Origin of the sequence: Streptomyces sp. NPDC048349 (assembly GCF_040651925.1) — a bacterium.
Lineage (GTDB): Bacteria > Actinomycetota > Actinomycetes > Streptomycetales > Streptomycetaceae > Streptomyces.
Genome location: NZ_JBEZLA010000099.1, coordinates 1 through 16,302, shown reverse-complemented (window position 1 = coordinate 16,302; position 16,302 = coordinate 1). Strand labels below are relative to the sequence as shown.

Below are 16,302 nucleotides of genomic sequence, written 5' to 3'. Positions count from 1 at the left end.
CCCAGATCAAGTGGGGCCTGCAGTACATGAACGAGCGCTACGGCAGCCCGGTCGGCGCCTGGAACTTCTGGTCCGCCAACCACTGGTACTAAGCCACCAGCCGGCAGCGGCACAGCACGCAGCACGCAGCACGCAGCACGCACGAGAACGCCCGGCGGGAACTTCCCGACCGGGCGTCTTTGCGTATGCGGGTGCCGGGTGCCGGGTGCCGGGTGCCGGGTGCCGGGCGCCGGCGGCCGCGGTCGGGCCCCGCCGGCGTCCCGTACGCACCCTGGCATCCGCTTCCCGACGTACGCTGGGGCTGCGCTGCTGGCCGGGCCGCGCCCGCCGCCGAAGAGGACGCCCATCGCCATGCCCCATCAGCCGTACGCGGACCCTCCCGACGGGGGGAGTTTCCGGACCACCGACGTGGACGTCGCCCGCGACTGGCTGAAGGCGGCGTACGGAACGAGCCTGCGCATGAAGACACCCGCCCTGCACAGCTCCTTCTGGTACACACGCACCGCCGCCGGTCCCGTATCGCTGAGCACCCTGTCGCTGCCGACGGACTACACCTATGCCACCGGCCCCCTCGGAGCGGTGGCCATCACGCACGTGGTCAGCGGCCGCATGGCCCGGGAGTGCGCGGACGACGCCGCCGAAGCCGGGCCGGGCGACGTCCTGGCGATCTCGCAGCCGCACCTCCCCTACACGGGCCGGGTGCACGCGGCCGAGCTGCGCGCCGTGACCGTACCGCTCGGCCTGCTGGAAGAGCTCGCAGGCCGGCTGCCCGGGCCGCCCGCCCGCCCCCTGCGCTTCACCCGCTTCACTCCGGCCTCCGAGGCCCTGGCCGCCCAGTGGAAGAGGACCGTCGACTACGTCGAGGAGAGCGTCCTGGGCCTGCCGACGGGGAGCGAACCCCTGGTCATCGACGCCGTCGCCAGGATGCTCGCCGCGACCGTCCTCGCCGTCTTCCCCAGTGACGCCCGTCCCGAGCCCGTCCTCGCGGACAGCCGGGACGCGACGCCGGAGACCGTCCGCCGGGCGGTCGCGTTCATCGAGTCGCAGCCCGATGGCGAAATCGGGCTGACCGAGATGGCAGAAGCCGCCGGTGTCACCCCCAGGGCGCTCCAGTACGCGTTCCGACGCCACCTCGGGACGACTCCGACGGCCTACCTGCGCCGCGTACGGCTGGCCCTGGCCCATGCCGACCTGGTCGCGGCGGACCCCGCGCGCGACACGGTCACGGCGATCGCCAACCGATGGGGCTTCCACCACCAGGGCCGCTTCTCCGCCGCTTACCGGGCCGCTTACGGGGGCCCTCCCGGGCGGACGCTGGCCGGGTCCTGAGCCGGACGCCGGCTCAGGGATCCTGCGCGCTCGACCCGCCGCCCGGCGGCGCCGCCCCGGGCCGGAAGGCCAGCAGGTGGTTCCCGCGCGGGGCGACATCGAGGCCGGCCTCCCGCAGGATCAGCGCGAGGGCGGTCCGCAGCGCCTTGTGCAGGCCGGACAGGGAGGTGAACCGGGAGAGGTCCTCCTCGTGCCCGTGGACTTGGACGGTCGGCCGCAGCACCTCACGGGCGACCCACCCCACCATGACCCCCTCCGGGGCCGTCCACACGCGCAGGCCGTCGCCCCGCTCCGACGTCGTGTCGAAACCGGCCCGGCTCAGGATGTACCGCACCCGCTCGCAGTCGTCGCTGGTTCCGTCCTCGGGGGGCTCGGCGGTCGGTGCGGCCGGTGTGGGTGGCATGTGCCTACTTCAGCGACCCCGCGGCCCCGGCGAAAGCCGCTGCGCGAAAAGATCCACATACGACGAGCCGGATAACGAAGCGCGCCCCCCGCGCGCGCCCGTGTGAGCCGCGTGAGCCCGTGTGAGCCCGGACGCACGGGGAAGGCGCGCTGTCACACAAGGCGCCAACTGGCCGAGCAGAAGGGACCGATCTTCATGACCGAGCACGTGTGGGGCTATCGCGAGACGTCCGGCCGTCTGCAGGGCGTGGACCTGACCGGCTTCAAGGTCGAGGCCGTCGACGGCGGCATCGGCAAGGTCGACAAGCACTCGGACGAGGCCGGCTCCGCTTACATCGTGGTCGACACCGGCCCGTGGATCTTCGGCAAGGAGGTCCTCCTCCCGGCCGGCACCGTCTCCCGCATCGACGTGGAGGAGGAGAAGATCTACGTCGACCGGACGAAGGAACAGATCAAGAACGCTCCCGAGTTCCACCGCGAAAAGCACCTCGGGGACACCGGCTACCACGACGAACTGGCCGCGTACTACCGGGACGGCGACGCCTTCGGAGGCCGTCCGCTCTGAACCGTCCGCTCTGAACCGTCCGCTCTGAACCGCCGCGAGGAGCACCGCACCGGACCGTGCACGTCCCGGTCCTCTCACCCGACTCGGCGAGGGGCTGATGCAGCGTCAGGCGCCTTCGCCGAGGACGGTGCGGATCAGTTCCCGCTGGGCGTCGGACAGGAAGGGGTCCTGGAGGTCGAGCACCTCGTCGTCGACGGTGATCCGGTAGTGGTAGCCGTCGGCCACGGGGGCGACGGCTCGTTGCGCCAGCTCCTCCAGCTCCGCCCCGTCCCTGCGGTCGGAGGTGTCGAGCGCGCGGAGCTTCTCGAAGCCGGTGAAGCCTCCGGAGCGGGTGACCGTGATCAGCATGGCTGTTCCTCCCTGTTCCCGGTGGGGTCGCACGGTCTGCACGTCGCAGCCACTGCCGCGGATGCCCCGAACACCCGTGCGTTGTCACGGAGCAGGGCCTTGGCGCTGGAAATGTCCGGAAAGCGCCGCTGGGTGGCCGACCAGCCGTCGGCGACCCCTCACGTTGACACCTGCCCGGCCCCCCCCGGGGGGGGGGGGGCCCCCCCGGGGGGGGGGGCCCCCCCCCCGCCGCGGGGGGGGGGGGGGCCCGGGGCCGGCGCCGGGGGGGGGGGCGGGGCCCACCGCCCGGGTCACAGGGCTGCGGGGAACCGGTCCCAGGCCCGGTGTTCGCCCAGCGCCGTGGTGAGTGCGTCCAGGACCGAGGCACCGCTGTCGGCGACGGCGACGCCCGGCTCGGCCGCTGTGATGCCGGCGGCCTCGAGGAGCCGCTCCGCGCCGTTCCAGCCGCCGATGGCCTTGCCGTGCCGGTACGCCTCGGTGACGAGCAGCAGGACGCGCGGATCGGGGGCGTGCGGCGGCTGGGCGGTGCCGGCCTTCGCGTCGCGGGCGCCGTACGCATCCGCGCCCGCTTCGGGTACGCCGGCCAGCACGAGGGCGTCGAACTCGACGGAGCGGGCGGTCGCGAAGGTCCGCTGCACCGCGATCGGGTCACCGTCGGGGTCGAGGGTGCCGCCCGTCGGGGCGATGACCAGGGGCACCATGCCGGAGGCCAGGACGGCCCGCCGGGTGGTCCGTACACCGTCCAGGTCGGCCGCGGCGTCGGCGACGATGCCGATCACGCGGCCGTCCACCGGCCAGGTCCTTCCCAGTTGGGAGAGGGCGGGGCTGGGGTCGGCCTCCACGAGCGGCACGGTGGCGGCCGGAGCCGGCAGGCCGAGGCCCGTGGCCACCTGTTCGCACAGCTGCGGGTCGATGTTGGCCAGTACCTGCAGGGTGCGTTCCTTGACCGCCTGCTCGTAGCACTTGTTCAGTTCGAAGGTGTAGGCGGCGATGATGTGCTCGCGCTCCGCCGGGGTCATGCTCAGCCAGAAGAGGCGCGGTTGGCCGAAGTGGTCCGAGAACGAGGCGGGCGCCTCGCGGACCTTGCTCGCCGCCGGGACCTTCACGGGCGTCTCGACGTAGGCGCCGGTGTCGGCTCCGGCGAGGAACGGGCAGCCACCGTCGAGGCTGTTGGGCCGGTACGGGGCGACGCCCGTGTGGACGGCGCTCTGGTGCATCCCGTCGCGGAGCATGTCGTTGACGGGGGCGTGCGGCCTGTTGATGGGGATCTGGGCGAAGTTGGGGCCGCCGAGCCGGCTGATCTGGGTGTCGAGGTAGGAGAAGAGCCGGCCGGCGAGCAGCGGGTCGTCGGTGACGTCGATGCCCGGGACCAGGTGGCCGGGGTGGAAGGCGACCTGCTCCGTCTCGGCGAAGAAGTTCTTGGTGTTGGCGTTCAGCGTCATCAGCCCGATGGGCTGCACCGGTGAGAGCTCCTCGGGCACGATCTTCGTGGGGTCGAGGAGGTCGATCCCCTCGAAGGTCTGCTCCGGGGTGTCGGGGAAGACCTGGATGCCCAGTTCCCACTGCGGGAAGGCGCCGGACTCAATGGCGTCGAAGAGGTCCCGGCGGTGGAAGTCGGGGTCCATCCCGTTGATCATCTGCGCTTCCTCCCAGACGAGGGAGTGCACGCCCAGCTTCGGCTTCCAGTGGAACTTCACCAGCACGCTCTCGTCGGCCGCGTTGACCAGACGGAAGGTGTGGACCCCGAAGCCCTCCATCATCCGGAACGACCTCGGGATCCCGCGGTCGGACATGTTCCAGAGGGTGTGGTGCGTGGCTTCGGTGTGCAGGGACACGAAGTCCCAGAACGTGTCGTGTGCGCTCTGCGCCTGCGGGATCTCGCGGTCCGGATGCGGCTTGCCGGCATGGATGATGTCGGGGAACTTGACCGCGTCCTGGATGAAGAACACCGGGATGTTGTTCCCCACCAGGTCGAAGGTGCCCTCGTCGGTGTAGAACTTCGTCGCGAAGCCGCGGGTGTCGCGCACTGTGTCGGCCGAACCGCGCGAACCGAGGACGGTGGAGAACCGGACGAACACCGGCGTCTCCACGTCCTTCGCCAGGAAGGCGGCCTTGGTCACCTCACTTGCGGTGCCGTAGCCCTGGAAGACGCCGTGTGCCGCGGCGCCGCGCGCGTGGACGACCCGCTCCGGGATCCGCTCGTGGTCGAAGTGGGTGATCTTCTCGCGCAGGTGGTGGTCCTGGAGCAGCACCGGGCCGCGTGCTCCGGCCTTCAGCGAGTGGTCCGTGTCGGGCAGCCGCGCTCCCTGGGCCGTGGTCAGGTAGGCGCCGCTCTGTGCGACGCGTGCCTGGTCCGCTCCCGTGGCCTGCCCGGTCGGGCTCACCGTTTCGGGGCCTGCCTGGTCGGCCTTCGGGGGTTGGGGCTCCGTGGGCTGCGTCGGTTGGGCCAGAGCGGGAGACTCCGGGCCGGGCTTGCCCGGCACTTCGCCGCGGGCGGTGTCCTTCGAGGAATGCTGCTTCGTCATGATCGTTCTCCTTGGGGCGCCGACGGGCGGCGGTGTGGGTGAACGCGTGCCTGGCTGCGGCCGTGCGACCGCTCGCTCCTGCCCGCTCGAGCAGGAGCGACGATGGCGGCGGGGGCGGCGGTCCGCACCCGATCGCCTCAGGTCACGGCAAGGGCGTGCCGCCAGTGGCGTTGACGATCTCCCCCGTGATGTAGCTGGCCTGGGGGGAGGCGAGGAAGACGTAGGCGGGCGCCATCTCGGCGGGCTGGGCAGGCCGACCCAGGGGCGACTTCTCGCCGAATTCCTTCACGTCGGGCATGGTCGCCGGGATCAGCGGCGTCCACACGGGGCCGGGTGCGACTGCGTTGACGCGGATCCCGCGCTCGGCGACCATCTGCGCGAGCCCGTGGGTGAAGGAGAGGATCGCCGACTTCGTCATCGCGTAGTCGAGCAGGTGGGGGCTGGGCTGGTAGCCCTGCACGGAGGTGGTGTTGATGACCGACCCGCCGCGCGGCATGTGGGTGAGGGCCTTGCGGGTCAGCCAGAACATTCCGTACAGATTGGTCTTCATCACGCGGTCGAACTGCTCCGTGGTGATCGCTTCGATCCCGTCGGGCTGGGACATCTGGTAGGCGGCGTTGTTCACGAGGATGTCGACGCGTCCCAACTCGCTCACGGTCCGGTCGATGAGCGCCGCGCACTGGGCCTCGTCACGGATGTCGCAGAGGACGGGGACGGCTTTGCGGCCCGCCTCGCGGATCAGGCGCGCGGTTTCGGCCGCCTCGTCCGTCTCGTCGGCGAGGTGGGTGAAGACGACGTCCGCCCCCTCCCGGGCGAAGGCCAGGCACACGGCCCTGCCGATCCCGGAATCGCCTCCGGTGACCACGGCCGCCCGGTCGAGGAGCACGTCATGGCCCTGATAGGAGCGCTCACCGTGGTCCGGCCGGGGATCCATCTCCCCGGTCGAGCCGGGGTGGTCCTGCTGCTGGTCGGGGAAGGGCGGGCTGGGATAGCGGGTGACGGGGTCGGGAACGCGGGGTGTTTCCTGCGGTGACATTCACTTCTCCGGTCTGGGATGCGCCGTACGGAAGGGCGGGGCCGTCGGCCCGGCACCGTTCAACCTGTGAAAGGGACCGGCGCTGACGTCGTGGCCGGCCGGGGCCCCTCGTCGGGGGCTCGACGGTGCGGCAGGAGGGGCTCGGAGCGTGCGCGGGGGAGCGGGGCAGCACGGAGCAGCGTGGGATGAGTGGGGTTCATGGTGTCCGGCTACCCGCACATCCGACTTCGATATCGCAAGCGATGTGATTCGTCCCCTTTGGCGCAGTCCGCGGGAAGGTGCGAGCGCTGCGTCGTGCGACGCGACGCCGGCCGTGGGGGTGGGGTGATCATGGGGTGGGCGGGTAGTCGCCTGACGTGATCACCTTGGGAGTCGAAGAAGAGTATCTGCTGGTCGACCCGGTCACCGCCGTACCGACTCCGTACGCGGAGGACGTACGCCGCACGGCCGGTCTCGGGCCCCTCGCGGAGGCGGGTGAGGTCCAGGACGAGTTGCTCCAGGCGCAGATGGAGGTGGCCACCCCGGTCTGCTGGAAGCTCGATGAAGTCGGGGGCCACCTGCTCCGGCTGCGCCATGCGCTCGGGTCGGCGGCCGAAGCCAACGGATGCCGCATCGCGGCGACGGGCGCGGCGCCCGTCCGCGGGGCCGAGCCCGTGCCCGTCACTCCGACGTCGCGGTACCTGCGGATGGAGGGCGAGGCGCGGCAACTCGTGGACGAGCAGCTGATCTGCGGGATGCACGTGCACGTCGGGATCCCCGATGCGGAGACGGGCGTGGCGGTACTGAACCGGATACGGGTGTGGCTGCCCACGCTGCTGGCCATGTCCGCGAACTCGCCGCTGTGGGACGGACGGGACACCGGGTTCGCCAGCTGGCGCACCATCGTCTTCGGACGGTGGCCGGTCAGCGGTCCGCCACCGTTCTTCGACGGCCTCGCCGACTACGAACGGCGCCTGGACGCGCTCGTCGCCTCCGGGGTGATCGCGGACCGAGGGCAGGTGTACTGGCAGGCCAGGCTGTCCGACCGCTACCCGACCGTCGAGGTGCGCTGCCTGGACGTGCAGCTGCGGGCCGATGACGCGGTCCTGCTCGCCGGTGTCGTCCGCGCACTGGTCGCCACGGCGATCGCCGAGGAGAAGGCGGGCCTGCCGCCCGCCACCGCATCTGCGCCGGAGCTGGTGCAGGCGGGGAACTGGCACGCCGCCCGGCACGGCCTGAACGGCACGCTCCTGGACCCCGAAGGCCGCCCGCGCAGCAGCGGCGACGTCCTGTGCGACCTCGTACGCCACATCACACCCGCCCTGGAGGACGCGGGCGACCTGCGGGAGGTGAACGCCCTCACGCACCGACTGCTCCAGGAGGGCACCCCCGCGGACCGCCAGCGCCGCGCCGCGGCGAACGGCGGGCTCCCGGAGCTGATCGGCCTGCTCACGGGCTCCGCCCCGACCGACTGAGCCGACCGGCCTGCCGCGCCCGCGCCACCATCTGCCGGGCGGCGCCGAGCCTCAGGGTGAGGGGCCGCGGACGCGCACCGCGAACAGGACGGTGTCGTCCTTGGCCTCACGCGGCGCGACGGCGTCCAAGAGGGACCGCAGCAACGCGTGCAGCGCAACGTCCGGCGGAGTCGTGGCGAGCAGGTCGGCGAGCCGCTCGACGTTCTCCTCGATGTCCTCGCCGGGCTCCTCGACCAGCCCGTCGGTGTACAGCAACAGGGTGCTGCCCGGTGGCAGGGCGCGGCTGCCGCACGTGCGGGGCCCCGGCGCCAGGGCCGGGTGCAGCAGCAGGTCGTGCTGCGGGAGGCTCTCCACGGCGCCGTCCGGAGTGACCAGCAGGGGGGCGGGGTGCCCGGCGTTGCTCCACTTCAGGTGCCAGTGGCCGTCGCCCGTCGGCCTGAGGTGGGCGTGGACGGCGGTGCCGCTGGCGGGCAGGTCCAGGCGCCGGCACGCCCGCTCGAGTGCGCCGAGTGCTTGCTCGGGCCCCTCACCGGGATGGTCGTGATCGGCTTGGCGCAGCATGCTGCGTACCTGGCCCATGAGGGCGGCGGCCCGCATGTCGTGTCCGGTGATGTCGCCGACGGTGAGGGCCAGCGCCCCCGTGGCGGCCCCGCCCGGTACCCCTGGCAGGGAGTAAGCGTCGTACCAGTCCCCGCCGACCATGTCCTCCTGCGCGGCCGGCCGGTAGAGGGCGGCCATGTCCAGGCCGGGCACCTCGGGGAGGTCGGTGAGCATCGCCCGCTGGAGCTGGCGGGCAACGGTGACGCGTTCGTCGAGATGGAGGGCGCGTTCGACCGCCTGGGCGGTGTAGCCGGCCAGCGTCGTCAGCACCGCCCGCTCGTCCACACCGATCTCGTAGGGGGCGTCCCACCCCAAGGCGAGCGCCCCCAGGGTGCCGTGCGTTCCGCGCAGCGGCAGGCAGGCGGCGGTGCCGAGGTCCAAGGCGTCGAACGCCGGGGTGGCCGGCGGAGCGGACGGGGCGCCGGCTCCCCGCCTCCCGCCGACCACGATCATCCGGTTGTCGCGCACCGCCCGCGCGACCGGCCAGTCCGAATCCACGTCGACGGTCCCGGGCACCCTCCCGGGCGGCGCCTCCCCGGCGACGGGACTCATGACGGGGTGGAGCCTCCCCTGCCGCACCAGGACCAAGTCGATGGCGGCGGGCTTGAGGTCCCCGCTGACCAGGTCTCCGACCCGCTGGCGGACGTCGTCCAGGCTGCTGGTGTCGGCGAGGTCCTCGGAGGCCCGCAGGAGCAGCTCTGACCGGTTGAGCAGCTCGTGGGCCCGGGTCGCCTCCCCTTCGGCTGCCTGCGCCGCTTCCTCGGCCGCTTCGCGCGCCTGGCGCCCGCTCTCCGAGCGCGCCCGCAACCGCATCTGCGCACTGCACGCGGCGGCGAGGTCCGACAGGTCGCGTACGTCGTCCGCGCTCCACGTGCGGGGCCCGGGGTCCGTGACCGCGAGGACGCCCAAGAGCTCGCCGGCGTTCCCGACGAGGGGGACGCCGGCGAAGGCGAACGCCGCAGTGCCGTCCCCGGCCTCCCCGCCCCGCGGCAGGAACCGGGGCCGACCGGTCTCCGCGACGCGCCGGCAGCACTCCAGCACCGCAGCCGCGGGTCTCCCTTGCGTCGGCCAGCACTCGGGGCTCGCCCCTGCGGCCTCTCCGGCGGGTTCCAGCCATACGAGCCCCAGCGGGACCGCCAGAAGGCGCGTGGCGAGCCGGGCGAACCGATTCAACCGTTTCCTCCCCTACGCTTCCCAGGCCTGCACCAGCCACCGCCAGGCCCCATCCTAGGATCCCGCCCGTCCCGGGACGCGGTTTCCGTCGACCGCCAGGGGCCCTGATGGCCGACGCCGTCGGCGCCGGCCACGGCGTTGCGGACGCGGTCGACACCGACCTCAGGAGCCTCCCGGCGCTGAGCGAGGGGGAGACGCACCTTTTCGGATTGTTCGTGCCGTAATGCGTATGAGTTTTGGTGCAGGGTAGGTGACGAGCAGGCGGCATTGCCGGTGCCGAGCGCCGCGGAGGTGAGACGGATGGGTGCAGGCAAGAAGGCCAAGAACATGGCGAAGTCGACCAAGGGCAAGGCGAAGGAAACGACGGGCAAGGCAGTCGGAAACGAATCCCTCGAGGCCAAGGGGCGGGCCGAGCAGGCGCTTGGTGACGCCAAGCAGACCGCTCAGAAGGCCAAGGACACGCTCAAGCACTGACGAGGTGAACCGCTTCGCGAGGTGACCGGGGGTGAGGGCCGACGGAACTCCGCCGGCCCTCACTTGTGGCCGATACCGCTCGGCGGCTTCTTGTGGCCGCTACCGCACGGCGGCTGTGGACGTGGCGGCCCCTCACGACGCGCGCCGACGCCGGCGAGGCGGCGAGGTCTCGTACTCCTCCTCTTCCCCTTCCTCCGGCTCTTCGTCGGCTTCGTCCGCGTACTCGGCGTCCTCCTCTTCGCCCTCCTCTTCCTCGCCCTGGGGCACGTCCTCGTCCTCGTACTCCTCTTCGTCCTCGTACTCCTCCTCGTCGTCTTCGGGCCTGCTGTCCTCGTCCTCGTATGCGCCCTCGTCCTCGCCCTGCTCTTCTTCCTCCAGGGCTTCTTCGTGGGTCTGTACGACTTCCCCGTCCCGGATCTCCCCGCGCCAGCCTTCCGGCTCGTCGGTGGTGAGCATGGTGTAGCGCAGGAAGTTCTTGAGGTCCAGGCGCAGGCGGCGGCCCTGGGCGCGCCACAGGTTGCCGGTCTTCTCGAACAGTCCGGAGGGGTGGTACTCGACGACGATCACGATGCGGGTCAGCGACGGGGCGAGTTCGTGGAAGCTGACGCAGCCACGGGTGGTGGCCTTGGCTCCTTGAGAGGTCCACACGATGCGGTCGTCGGGAACCTGCTCCTGGACCGTCGCCTTCCAACTGCGGGTGGAGGGACCGACCTTGACCTTCCAGTCGCTGCTGGTGTCGTCGTCCCTCGAAACGTCGCGGACGCCCTTGGCGAAGCCGCTGAAGTCCTCGTACTGCGTCCAGTGGTCGTAGACCGTGCGCAGCGGCAGGCCGACGTCGATCGCTTCGACGATGTTGACGACCTTGCCGCCGCTGCTCTTGCGGCCGCCTCCTTTGCCGAACGTCTGGGAGATGGTGTCGGACACCTTGTCCTTGATGCTTCCGAGTTTCTGGCCGGCGATGGCCTTCAGGGGCGAATCCCCCTTCAGGAGGCGGCCGCCGATGTCGGTGAGCGCGCCGCTGCCGTCGGCGACGTCGTGGAGCTGGTCGGTGAGGTCGGAGAGCTTGTCGGTGGCCTTGTCGGCCAGGTTGTCGGCCTGGGCGGCGAGGTATCCGGACAGCTCCTTCCACAGTTGGTCCATTCCGGACGGGGACTCGGACTCCTGAGAGGTGGAGCGGTGTGAGGTTGCCATGACCTACCTCCGCGTGGACGGCTTGCGGGCCGCGGTCTTCTTGGCGGCCGTCTTGCGTGCCGGGCTGCGGCCGGTGGTCTTCTTTGCGGTGGTCTTCTTGGCTGCGCTCCCGCGGGACGGGCCCTGACCGGTGGCCCTCTTGCGCGGCGCCGTACTGGTCTTCTTCGCGGCGGACTTGGACGGCGTGCCTCTGGAGGCGGCGCTCTTGCGGGCGGGCGCGGCCTTCGACGCGGGCTTGGCGCCGGCGGTCTTCTTCGCCGTCGTCCTGGCGGGTGCGGCCGCCTTCTTGGCGGGCGCGGCCTTCTTCGCCGGTGCCTTCTTCGCGGGGGCCGCCTTCTTCGCGGGCGCGGCCTTCTTGGCCCTCGCGGCGGGAGCGGTCTTCCTCGCAGAGGTCGTCTTCCTGGCGGGTGCGGCCTTCTTGGCCGCGGCGGGACGCTGCCGGGACGGGCGGGTGGGGGCGGCGCTCCTGCCGGGCCGGGCACGGGCCGTGGTGCGAGTCCGGCGCGGTGGCGGAGGAGGCTCTTCTTCCTCTTCCTCCTCTTCTTCCTCCCCTTCCTCCTCCTCGGGTTCCTCCTCCTCGGGTTCCTCTTCCTCTTCTTCCTCGGGCTCCTCTTCGGCCAGCTCCTCCGGCTCCTCCGCGCCTTCCTCTTCCTCTTCCTCTTCCTCGTCTTCCTCGTCCGCCTGGCCCTCGGGTTCGGCGTACCCCTCTTCGTCCTCGTCCTCTTCGGCGTAGTCCTCTGCCTCTTCGTCCTCGTAAGGCTCCTCCTCGTCCTCCTCCCGGCCGCGGCCGGCGCCGGTGCGGGAGAGCTCGAGGGTGCGCTCGCGGAGGGATCCGGCGAGGTCGGCGAGCTTGCGGTTGGCCGCGGCGGTCAGCGCCTGCCGACCTGCGTCGAGGGCCTCCCCGCGCAGCTGTTCCCCGAGGTCGGCGAACTGCGGCATCTCCTTGAGCCGGGAGGCGCCTTCCTTGAGCAGCTGTCCGGGCTCGAGACCGAAGCGGCGGCCGGCGAGGTAGGTCGCCATGGTGAACGCCAGACGCCCCTTCTTGGCTCGGCCCAATACGTAGCCCCCAGCCACAGCGGCTGCGAGCGCGATCTTGGTCGTGTCCTCCATGATCATCCCCTACCAGGGCAGGTACGAACTCCTCCGGGCCGCCCGCAGACAGCAGGTGCGGCGCATGCACGGCCGGCCGACGCAGTCCTGCCGGGCGACCTTTTCGAAAAGCCTCTGCCCCGATGCAAGACTTATGTGCATATTTGGTGACATTCTAGTTTCTGTGAGGCCGTCTTCCCAAGGGAGGGCTATATGGCCGCAGCGGAACCTGTGCGCCCCCGGCGGGCCTCTTCGCGCGCTGCCGGAGAGGGCGGACAGCAGGACAGACAACCGGGCCGGCGGGCTGCGCCCCGGCGGCGTTCCGGTGCGTCCGGTGCCGCGGCGGCCATGCGTGCTGCGGCCGAGCAGCTCTCCGAACTCCTGGGCCGGCGCCCCGAGTCCGTCTCCTCGCTCAAGCCGACCGAGGACGGATGGGAGGCGCAGGTGGAGGTGGTGGAGCTGGAGCGCATTCCGGATACGACCAGCGTGATGGGGAGCTACCGGGTCGCGCTGGACGAGGAGGGCGACCTGATCTCCTACGAACGCACCCGCCGCTACAGCCGCGGCATGATCGACCGGTCGACCTGAGTCAGGCCTGCCGGCGGAAGGAGGCGCCATGACCATGGTGCCGCAGGGCGGCAGCCCCGTCGCGCGAGGGCAAGGAGGCGGCACGAGCAGCCTTTACGACGTCCTGGAGCTCATCCTTGATCGCGGTCTGGTCATCGACGTCTTCGTCCGCGTTTCCCTGGTGGGCATCGAACTCATCAAGATTGACGCGAGGATCGTCGTGGCCAGTGTCGACACCTACCTCCGCTTCGCAGAGGCGTGCAACCGGCTCGACCTCGAAGCGGGCCGCAAGGCCCCCGCACAGCTTCCCGACGTCATGGGCAACATGCTCGAAGGCGGAGCCCGGGGAAAGACGAAAGGAGCACTGAGCGGAGCCGTCGAGGCCGTCACCGATTCCATCACCGGCAAGTCCTCCAAGGGCAGGGAAGAAGAAGCGGAAGAGGAAGAGGCGCCCAGGCGGCGTCCCGCCCGACGCCCCGTACGGCGGGAGAAGGAGTAACCGATGCCGCTCTACGTGTACTCGATCACGGGCAAGGACCACCCTCTGCGCCTGGACGGCATCGGCGGCGTCGGCGGCGATCCCACCCCGCTGCGCGCGGTCACGGAAGGGCCGCTGTGCGCGGTGGTCAGCGACGTCACCGAGGAGATCCGGCCCAAGCGCCGCGACCTCACCGCCCACCAGGAGGTCCAGGAGCGCCTGATGGCCGACGGGGTGATCCTGCCCCTGCAGTTCGGTTACATGGCCCCCGACGACGGCGCGGTCCGCCAGGTTCTCCAGGCCAACGCCGACGCCTACCTCGGCGCGCTCGAGCGCCTGGAAGGCTGCGCCGAGTACCACGTGAGGGTGTCGCAGGCCGACGAGGCACCGCTGCTGCAGCAGATCCTCGACGACGTGCCCGAGGCCCGGGACCTCAACGACCGGATCCGGGGCGGGGACCGCGACCCCAACCTCTCGCTCGCCCTGGGCGAACTGGTCGCCCGCGAGGTGCAGACCCGGCAGGAGACCCTGGCGGCCGGCCTGACCGAGGCGCTCGTGCCCTTCTCCCGCGACCACCTCAGCCACCCGCCCTCGGGGGCCGACTTCCTCAACCTCTCCCTCCTCGTCCCCGAGGAGCACGAGGACAGCCTGCGCACCGCGCAGGCCAACCTGGCCCGCGAGATCGGCGACGGCGTCGACCTGCGGTTCTCCGGACCCCTGCCGCCCTACAGCTTCGTCGGGTAACCGAGCGACGCCGACCACCACACGTGAGGGAGGAGGAGACCATGGGACTGCTGAGCTCCCTGCTGACGCTTCCCGTCGCGCCGGTCCGCGCCGTCACCTGGGTCGCACAGCGCATCGTCGACAAGGCCGAAGAGGAGTACTACGACCCCGCCCCGGTCTGGCGCCGCCTCGCCGAGCTGGAGCAGCAGCTGCTGCGCGGGGAGATCGACGAGGAGACCTTCGACAGCCGGGAGGACGAGCTGATCGACCGGCTGGCCGAGATCGCGGCATTCCGGCAACAGCTGCCCTGACGTGGAGAGGGACCACCGTGACCGAATCCCTGCCGGGCCGCCCGGGATCCTTCGCTTCCCGTGCGCCGATGCCGTACGGGCAAACGTCCACCTCCAGCCTCGCCGACATCCTCGAGCGCGTCCTGGACAAGGGGATCGTCATCGCCGGCGACATCCGCATCAACCTCCTCGACATCGAGCTGTTGACCATCAAACTCCGCATCCTGGTGGCCTCCGTGGACAAGGCCAAGGAGATGGGCATCGACTGGTGGGAGCACGACCCCTCCCTGTCCAGCCGGCACACCGGCAGCCCTCTGGAACAGGAGAACCGCCGCCTGCGCGCCGAACTCGAAGACCTCCGCGGCCGGCTCGGGCCCGCCGAGCCCGAGACCGAAGCCGCCCCGGACGAGGAGGCGGGCGGGCGGCCGGGCGGCCGGCGGCGGGGGAGCGCACCGTGAACACCCCCGGCACCCTCACCTACGTCTACGCCGTCACCCGGCCCACGGACCGCCTGCACGAAGCCCTGGCCGGCCTCCGCGGCATCGGCATGGCGCCCGCGCGACTCCTGATCTCCGCCCCCGTCGCCACGCCCGGTTCCACGCCCGGCGCCGCTCCCGGCAGCGGTCCCGTCGAGCTCGCCTTCGTCGCCAGCGACGTCCCCGTCGGCGACTTCAACGAAACCGCCCTCAAGGACCACTTCGAAGACCTGAACTGGCTCGAGGACGTCGCCCGCACCCACCACGACGTCGTCCAGGCCGTGGCCGCCCACGCAACCGTGCTGCCGCTGCGCATGGCCACCGTCTACCAGGACGACCAGCGGGCCCGCCAGGCCCTCACCGACCGGCACGACACCTTCGCCCAGCGACTGGACCTGCTCCACGCGCACACCGAATACGGCGTCAAGATCTACCTCGACCCCGCCGCAGCCGGCCCGCAGCCGCCCGCCGCCGAGGCCCCCAGCACGCCCGCGGCTCCCACCAGCCCGGGCAAGGCCTACCTGCGGGCCCGCAGGGCCCAGCACCATGCCCGCGAAGCCGTCCACCAGCAGGCCCGGCAGGCCGCCGAGGCCATCGAAGGCATCGCGGCCCGCCACACGACCCTACGGGTACGCCACGCGCCCCAGAGCGGCACCCTCACCGGCTCGCAGGAGAACGTCCTCAACGACGCCTACCTGATCCCCGACGACCAGGCGGACCGGTTCCGGGCCGCGATCGCCGACGCGGCGCGCGCCTTCCCCGACGTGCGCATCGAGGTCACCGGCCCCTGGGCCCCCTACTCCTTCGCCATGCCACCGGCCGACCCGCCGGGTCCGGCCGACGCCGACGGGCCGCCCCCATGACCCTCACGCAGTCCGGCGAGCCCTTGCCCGGCCGTCAGGTCGCCCTCGTCGACCTCCTCGACCGGCTCCTCAGCGGCGGAGTCGTCCTCACCGGCGACATCGTCCTGTCCATCGCCGACATCGACCTCGTCCGCATCTCGCTGCGCGCCCTGATCGTCTCCGTCAGCTCCGAGGCGGTCGGCCCCGAGCCGGGCTTCACCCGGGCGCAGGACGGCGGCCGCGGTGAGCTCTGAACAGGACCAGCCCGCCCGCCCCGGCGCCCTTGCGGACGTCGGTGACAGCCTGTCCCACGCCTTCCGCCTCATCCAGGCGCCCCCCGACGCCCACGACCGGCCGCCCCGCCCGGCCCGCCGCCTCCACACCGACCCCGACACCGTCGGTGAAGACCTCCTCAAACTCGTCCTCACCGTCGTCGAGCTGCTCCGTCAACTCATCGAACGCCAGGCCCTGCGCCGCGTCGACGCCGGGGACCTCACCGACGAACAGGAAGAGGAACTGGGCGCGACGCTCCTGGCCCTCCACGACAGCCTCGCCGACCTGTGCGCCGAGCACGGCTACGCCCTGGAAGACCTCAACCTCGACCTCGGTCCGCTCGGCCCCCTGCTGCCCCGGGACTGAACGGCGCCCACGGCCGGCTCACTTCCGGGCGTGGCGCCAGGCCCAGGTACACCGCGACCAGGGAGGCCGCGCCGACAAGGCCCACGCCTACCCCACCCACC

At 71.7% G+C, this 16,302-nt stretch carries 19 protein-coding genes and 1 pseudogene; 13 read left to right on the top strand and 7 right to left on the bottom strand.

The window, feature by feature from the left end; translation table 11 throughout:
* Together AB0D44_RS32590 and AB0D44_RS32585 are read left to right on the top strand one after the other, a co-directional pair.
* Positions 1-92, top strand: a pseudogene (locus tag AB0D44_RS32590) (lytic transglycosylase domain-containing protein); the annotation flags it as partial.
* A gap of 259 nt (positions 93-351) precedes the next feature.
* On the top strand, positions 352-1,329 hold the full coding sequence (locus AB0D44_RS32585) for an AraC family transcriptional regulator (RefSeq protein WP_362597942.1): 978 nt from the start codon (positions 352-354) through the stop codon (positions 1,327-1,329).
* Between the two features lie 13 nt (positions 1,330-1,342).
* Here the strand turns inward: AB0D44_RS32585 and AB0D44_RS32580 are convergent, their stop codons facing one another.
* A complete protein-coding gene (locus AB0D44_RS32580; RefSeq protein WP_362597940.1) occupies positions 1,343-1,732 on the bottom strand; it encodes a hypothetical protein in 390 nt (129 codons plus the stop codon).
* A 195-nt stretch (positions 1,733-1,927) separates the two neighbouring features.
* Between AB0D44_RS32580 and AB0D44_RS32575 the strand changes: the two genes are divergently transcribed.
* Entirely contained in the window at positions 1,928-2,296 is a 369-nt protein-coding gene (locus AB0D44_RS32575) for a PRC-barrel domain-containing protein (RefSeq protein WP_362597938.1), read from the top strand.
* A gap of 105 nt (positions 2,297-2,401) precedes the next feature.
* Here AB0D44_RS32575 and AB0D44_RS32570 read toward each other — a convergent pair whose 3' ends face one another.
* The 3 genes from AB0D44_RS32570 to AB0D44_RS32560 form a co-directional block, all read right to left on the bottom strand.
* A complete protein-coding gene (locus AB0D44_RS32570; RefSeq protein ID WP_362597936.1) occupies positions 2,402-2,644 on the bottom strand; it encodes a protealysin inhibitor emfourin in 243 nt (80 codons plus the stop codon).
* Positions 2,645-2,934: 290 nt separating this feature from the next.
* Positions 2,935-5,169, bottom strand: coding sequence for a catalase (locus AB0D44_RS32565; RefSeq protein ID WP_362597934.1), 2,235 nt, complete (start codon positions 5,167-5,169; stop codon positions 2,935-2,937).
* A 142-nt stretch (positions 5,170-5,311) separates the two neighbouring features.
* Positions 5,312-6,205 (bottom strand): SDR family oxidoreductase, encoded by an 894-nt coding sequence (locus AB0D44_RS32560; RefSeq protein ID WP_362597932.1) that lies wholly within the window; start codon positions 6,203-6,205, stop codon positions 5,312-5,314.
* A 356-nt stretch (positions 6,206-6,561) separates the two neighbouring features.
* On the opposite strand from AB0D44_RS32560, the gene AB0D44_RS32555 reads away from it, so the two are divergent.
* On the top strand, positions 6,562-7,659 hold the full coding sequence (locus AB0D44_RS32555; RefSeq protein ID WP_362597930.1) for a glutamate--cysteine ligase: 1,098 nt from the start codon (positions 6,562-6,564) through the stop codon (positions 7,657-7,659).
* A 51-nt stretch (positions 7,660-7,710) separates the two neighbouring features.
* Here AB0D44_RS32555 and AB0D44_RS32550 read toward each other — a convergent pair whose 3' ends face one another.
* On the bottom strand, positions 7,711-9,432 hold the full coding sequence (locus AB0D44_RS32550) for a SpoIIE family protein phosphatase (RefSeq protein ID WP_362597928.1): 1,722 nt from the start codon (positions 9,430-9,432) through the stop codon (positions 7,711-7,713).
* Between the two features lie 300 nt (positions 9,433-9,732).
* Here AB0D44_RS32550 and AB0D44_RS32545 point away from each other — a divergent pair, with 300 nt between their 5' ends.
* Positions 9,733-9,906 (top strand): CsbD family protein, encoded by a 174-nt coding sequence (locus tag AB0D44_RS32545; protein WP_362597925.1) that lies wholly within the window; start codon positions 9,733-9,735, stop codon positions 9,904-9,906.
* A gap of 132 nt (positions 9,907-10,038) precedes the next feature.
* Here the strand turns inward: AB0D44_RS32545 and AB0D44_RS32540 are convergent, their stop codons facing one another.
* Together AB0D44_RS32540 and AB0D44_RS32535 are read right to left on the bottom strand one after the other, a co-directional pair.
* Positions 10,039-11,097, bottom strand: coding sequence for an SRPBCC family protein (locus tag AB0D44_RS32540; protein ID WP_362597922.1), 1,059 nt, complete (start codon positions 11,095-11,097; stop codon positions 10,039-10,041).
* Between the two features lie 3 nt (positions 11,098-11,100).
* On the bottom strand, positions 11,101-12,207 hold the full coding sequence (locus tag AB0D44_RS32535) for a histone protein (protein ID WP_362597919.1): 1,107 nt from the start codon (positions 12,205-12,207) through the stop codon (positions 11,101-11,103).
* Positions 12,208-12,399: 192 nt separating this feature from the next.
* Between AB0D44_RS32535 and AB0D44_RS32530 the strand changes: the two genes are divergently transcribed.
* The 8 genes from AB0D44_RS32530 (at position 12,400) to AB0D44_RS32495 (ending at position 16,201) form a co-directional block, all read left to right on the top strand.
* Positions 12,400-12,774: a gas vesicle protein gene (locus AB0D44_RS32530; RefSeq protein WP_362597917.1), complete on the top strand. Its 375-nt coding sequence runs from the start codon at positions 12,400-12,402 to the stop codon at positions 12,772-12,774.
* A gap of 28 nt (positions 12,775-12,802) precedes the next feature.
* Positions 12,803-13,252 carry a gas vesicle structural protein GvpA gene (locus AB0D44_RS32525; protein ID WP_362597914.1) on the top strand — a complete coding sequence of 150 codons (450 nt, stop codon included), beginning with the start codon at positions 12,803-12,805 and terminating at the stop codon, positions 13,250-13,252.
* Positions 13,253-13,255: 3 nt separating this feature from the next.
* Complete coding sequence (locus tag AB0D44_RS32520; RefSeq protein WP_362597911.1) at positions 13,256-13,975, top strand: GvpL/GvpF family gas vesicle protein; 720 nt, start codon at positions 13,256-13,258, stop codon at positions 13,973-13,975.
* Between the two features lie 41 nt (positions 13,976-14,016).
* Positions 14,017-14,265, top strand: coding sequence for a gas vesicle protein GvpG (locus tag AB0D44_RS32515; RefSeq protein WP_362597909.1), 249 nt, complete (start codon positions 14,017-14,019; stop codon positions 14,263-14,265).
* 68 nt (positions 14,266-14,333) lie between these two features.
* Positions 14,334-14,702 carry a gas vesicle protein gene (locus AB0D44_RS32510; RefSeq protein WP_362597906.1) on the top strand — a complete coding sequence of 123 codons (369 nt, stop codon included), beginning with the start codon at positions 14,334-14,336 and terminating at the stop codon, positions 14,700-14,702.
* On the top strand, positions 14,699-15,583 hold the full coding sequence (locus AB0D44_RS32505) for a GvpL/GvpF family gas vesicle protein (RefSeq protein ID WP_362597904.1): 885 nt from the start codon (positions 14,699-14,701) through the stop codon (positions 15,581-15,583). Before AB0D44_RS32510 ends, AB0D44_RS32505 begins: the two co-directional genes overlap by 4 nt.
* Positions 15,580-15,816: a gas vesicle protein gene (locus AB0D44_RS32500; RefSeq protein ID WP_362597901.1), complete on the top strand. Its 237-nt coding sequence runs from the start codon at positions 15,580-15,582 to the stop codon at positions 15,814-15,816. The genes AB0D44_RS32505 and AB0D44_RS32500 overlap by 4 nt, the downstream gene beginning before the upstream one ends.
* Positions 15,806-16,201: a gas vesicle protein K gene (locus AB0D44_RS32495; RefSeq protein ID WP_362597898.1), complete on the top strand. Its 396-nt coding sequence runs from the start codon at positions 15,806-15,808 to the stop codon at positions 16,199-16,201. The genes AB0D44_RS32500 and AB0D44_RS32495 overlap by 11 nt, the downstream gene beginning before the upstream one ends.
* Positions 16,202-16,302: the final 101 nt, after the last annotated feature.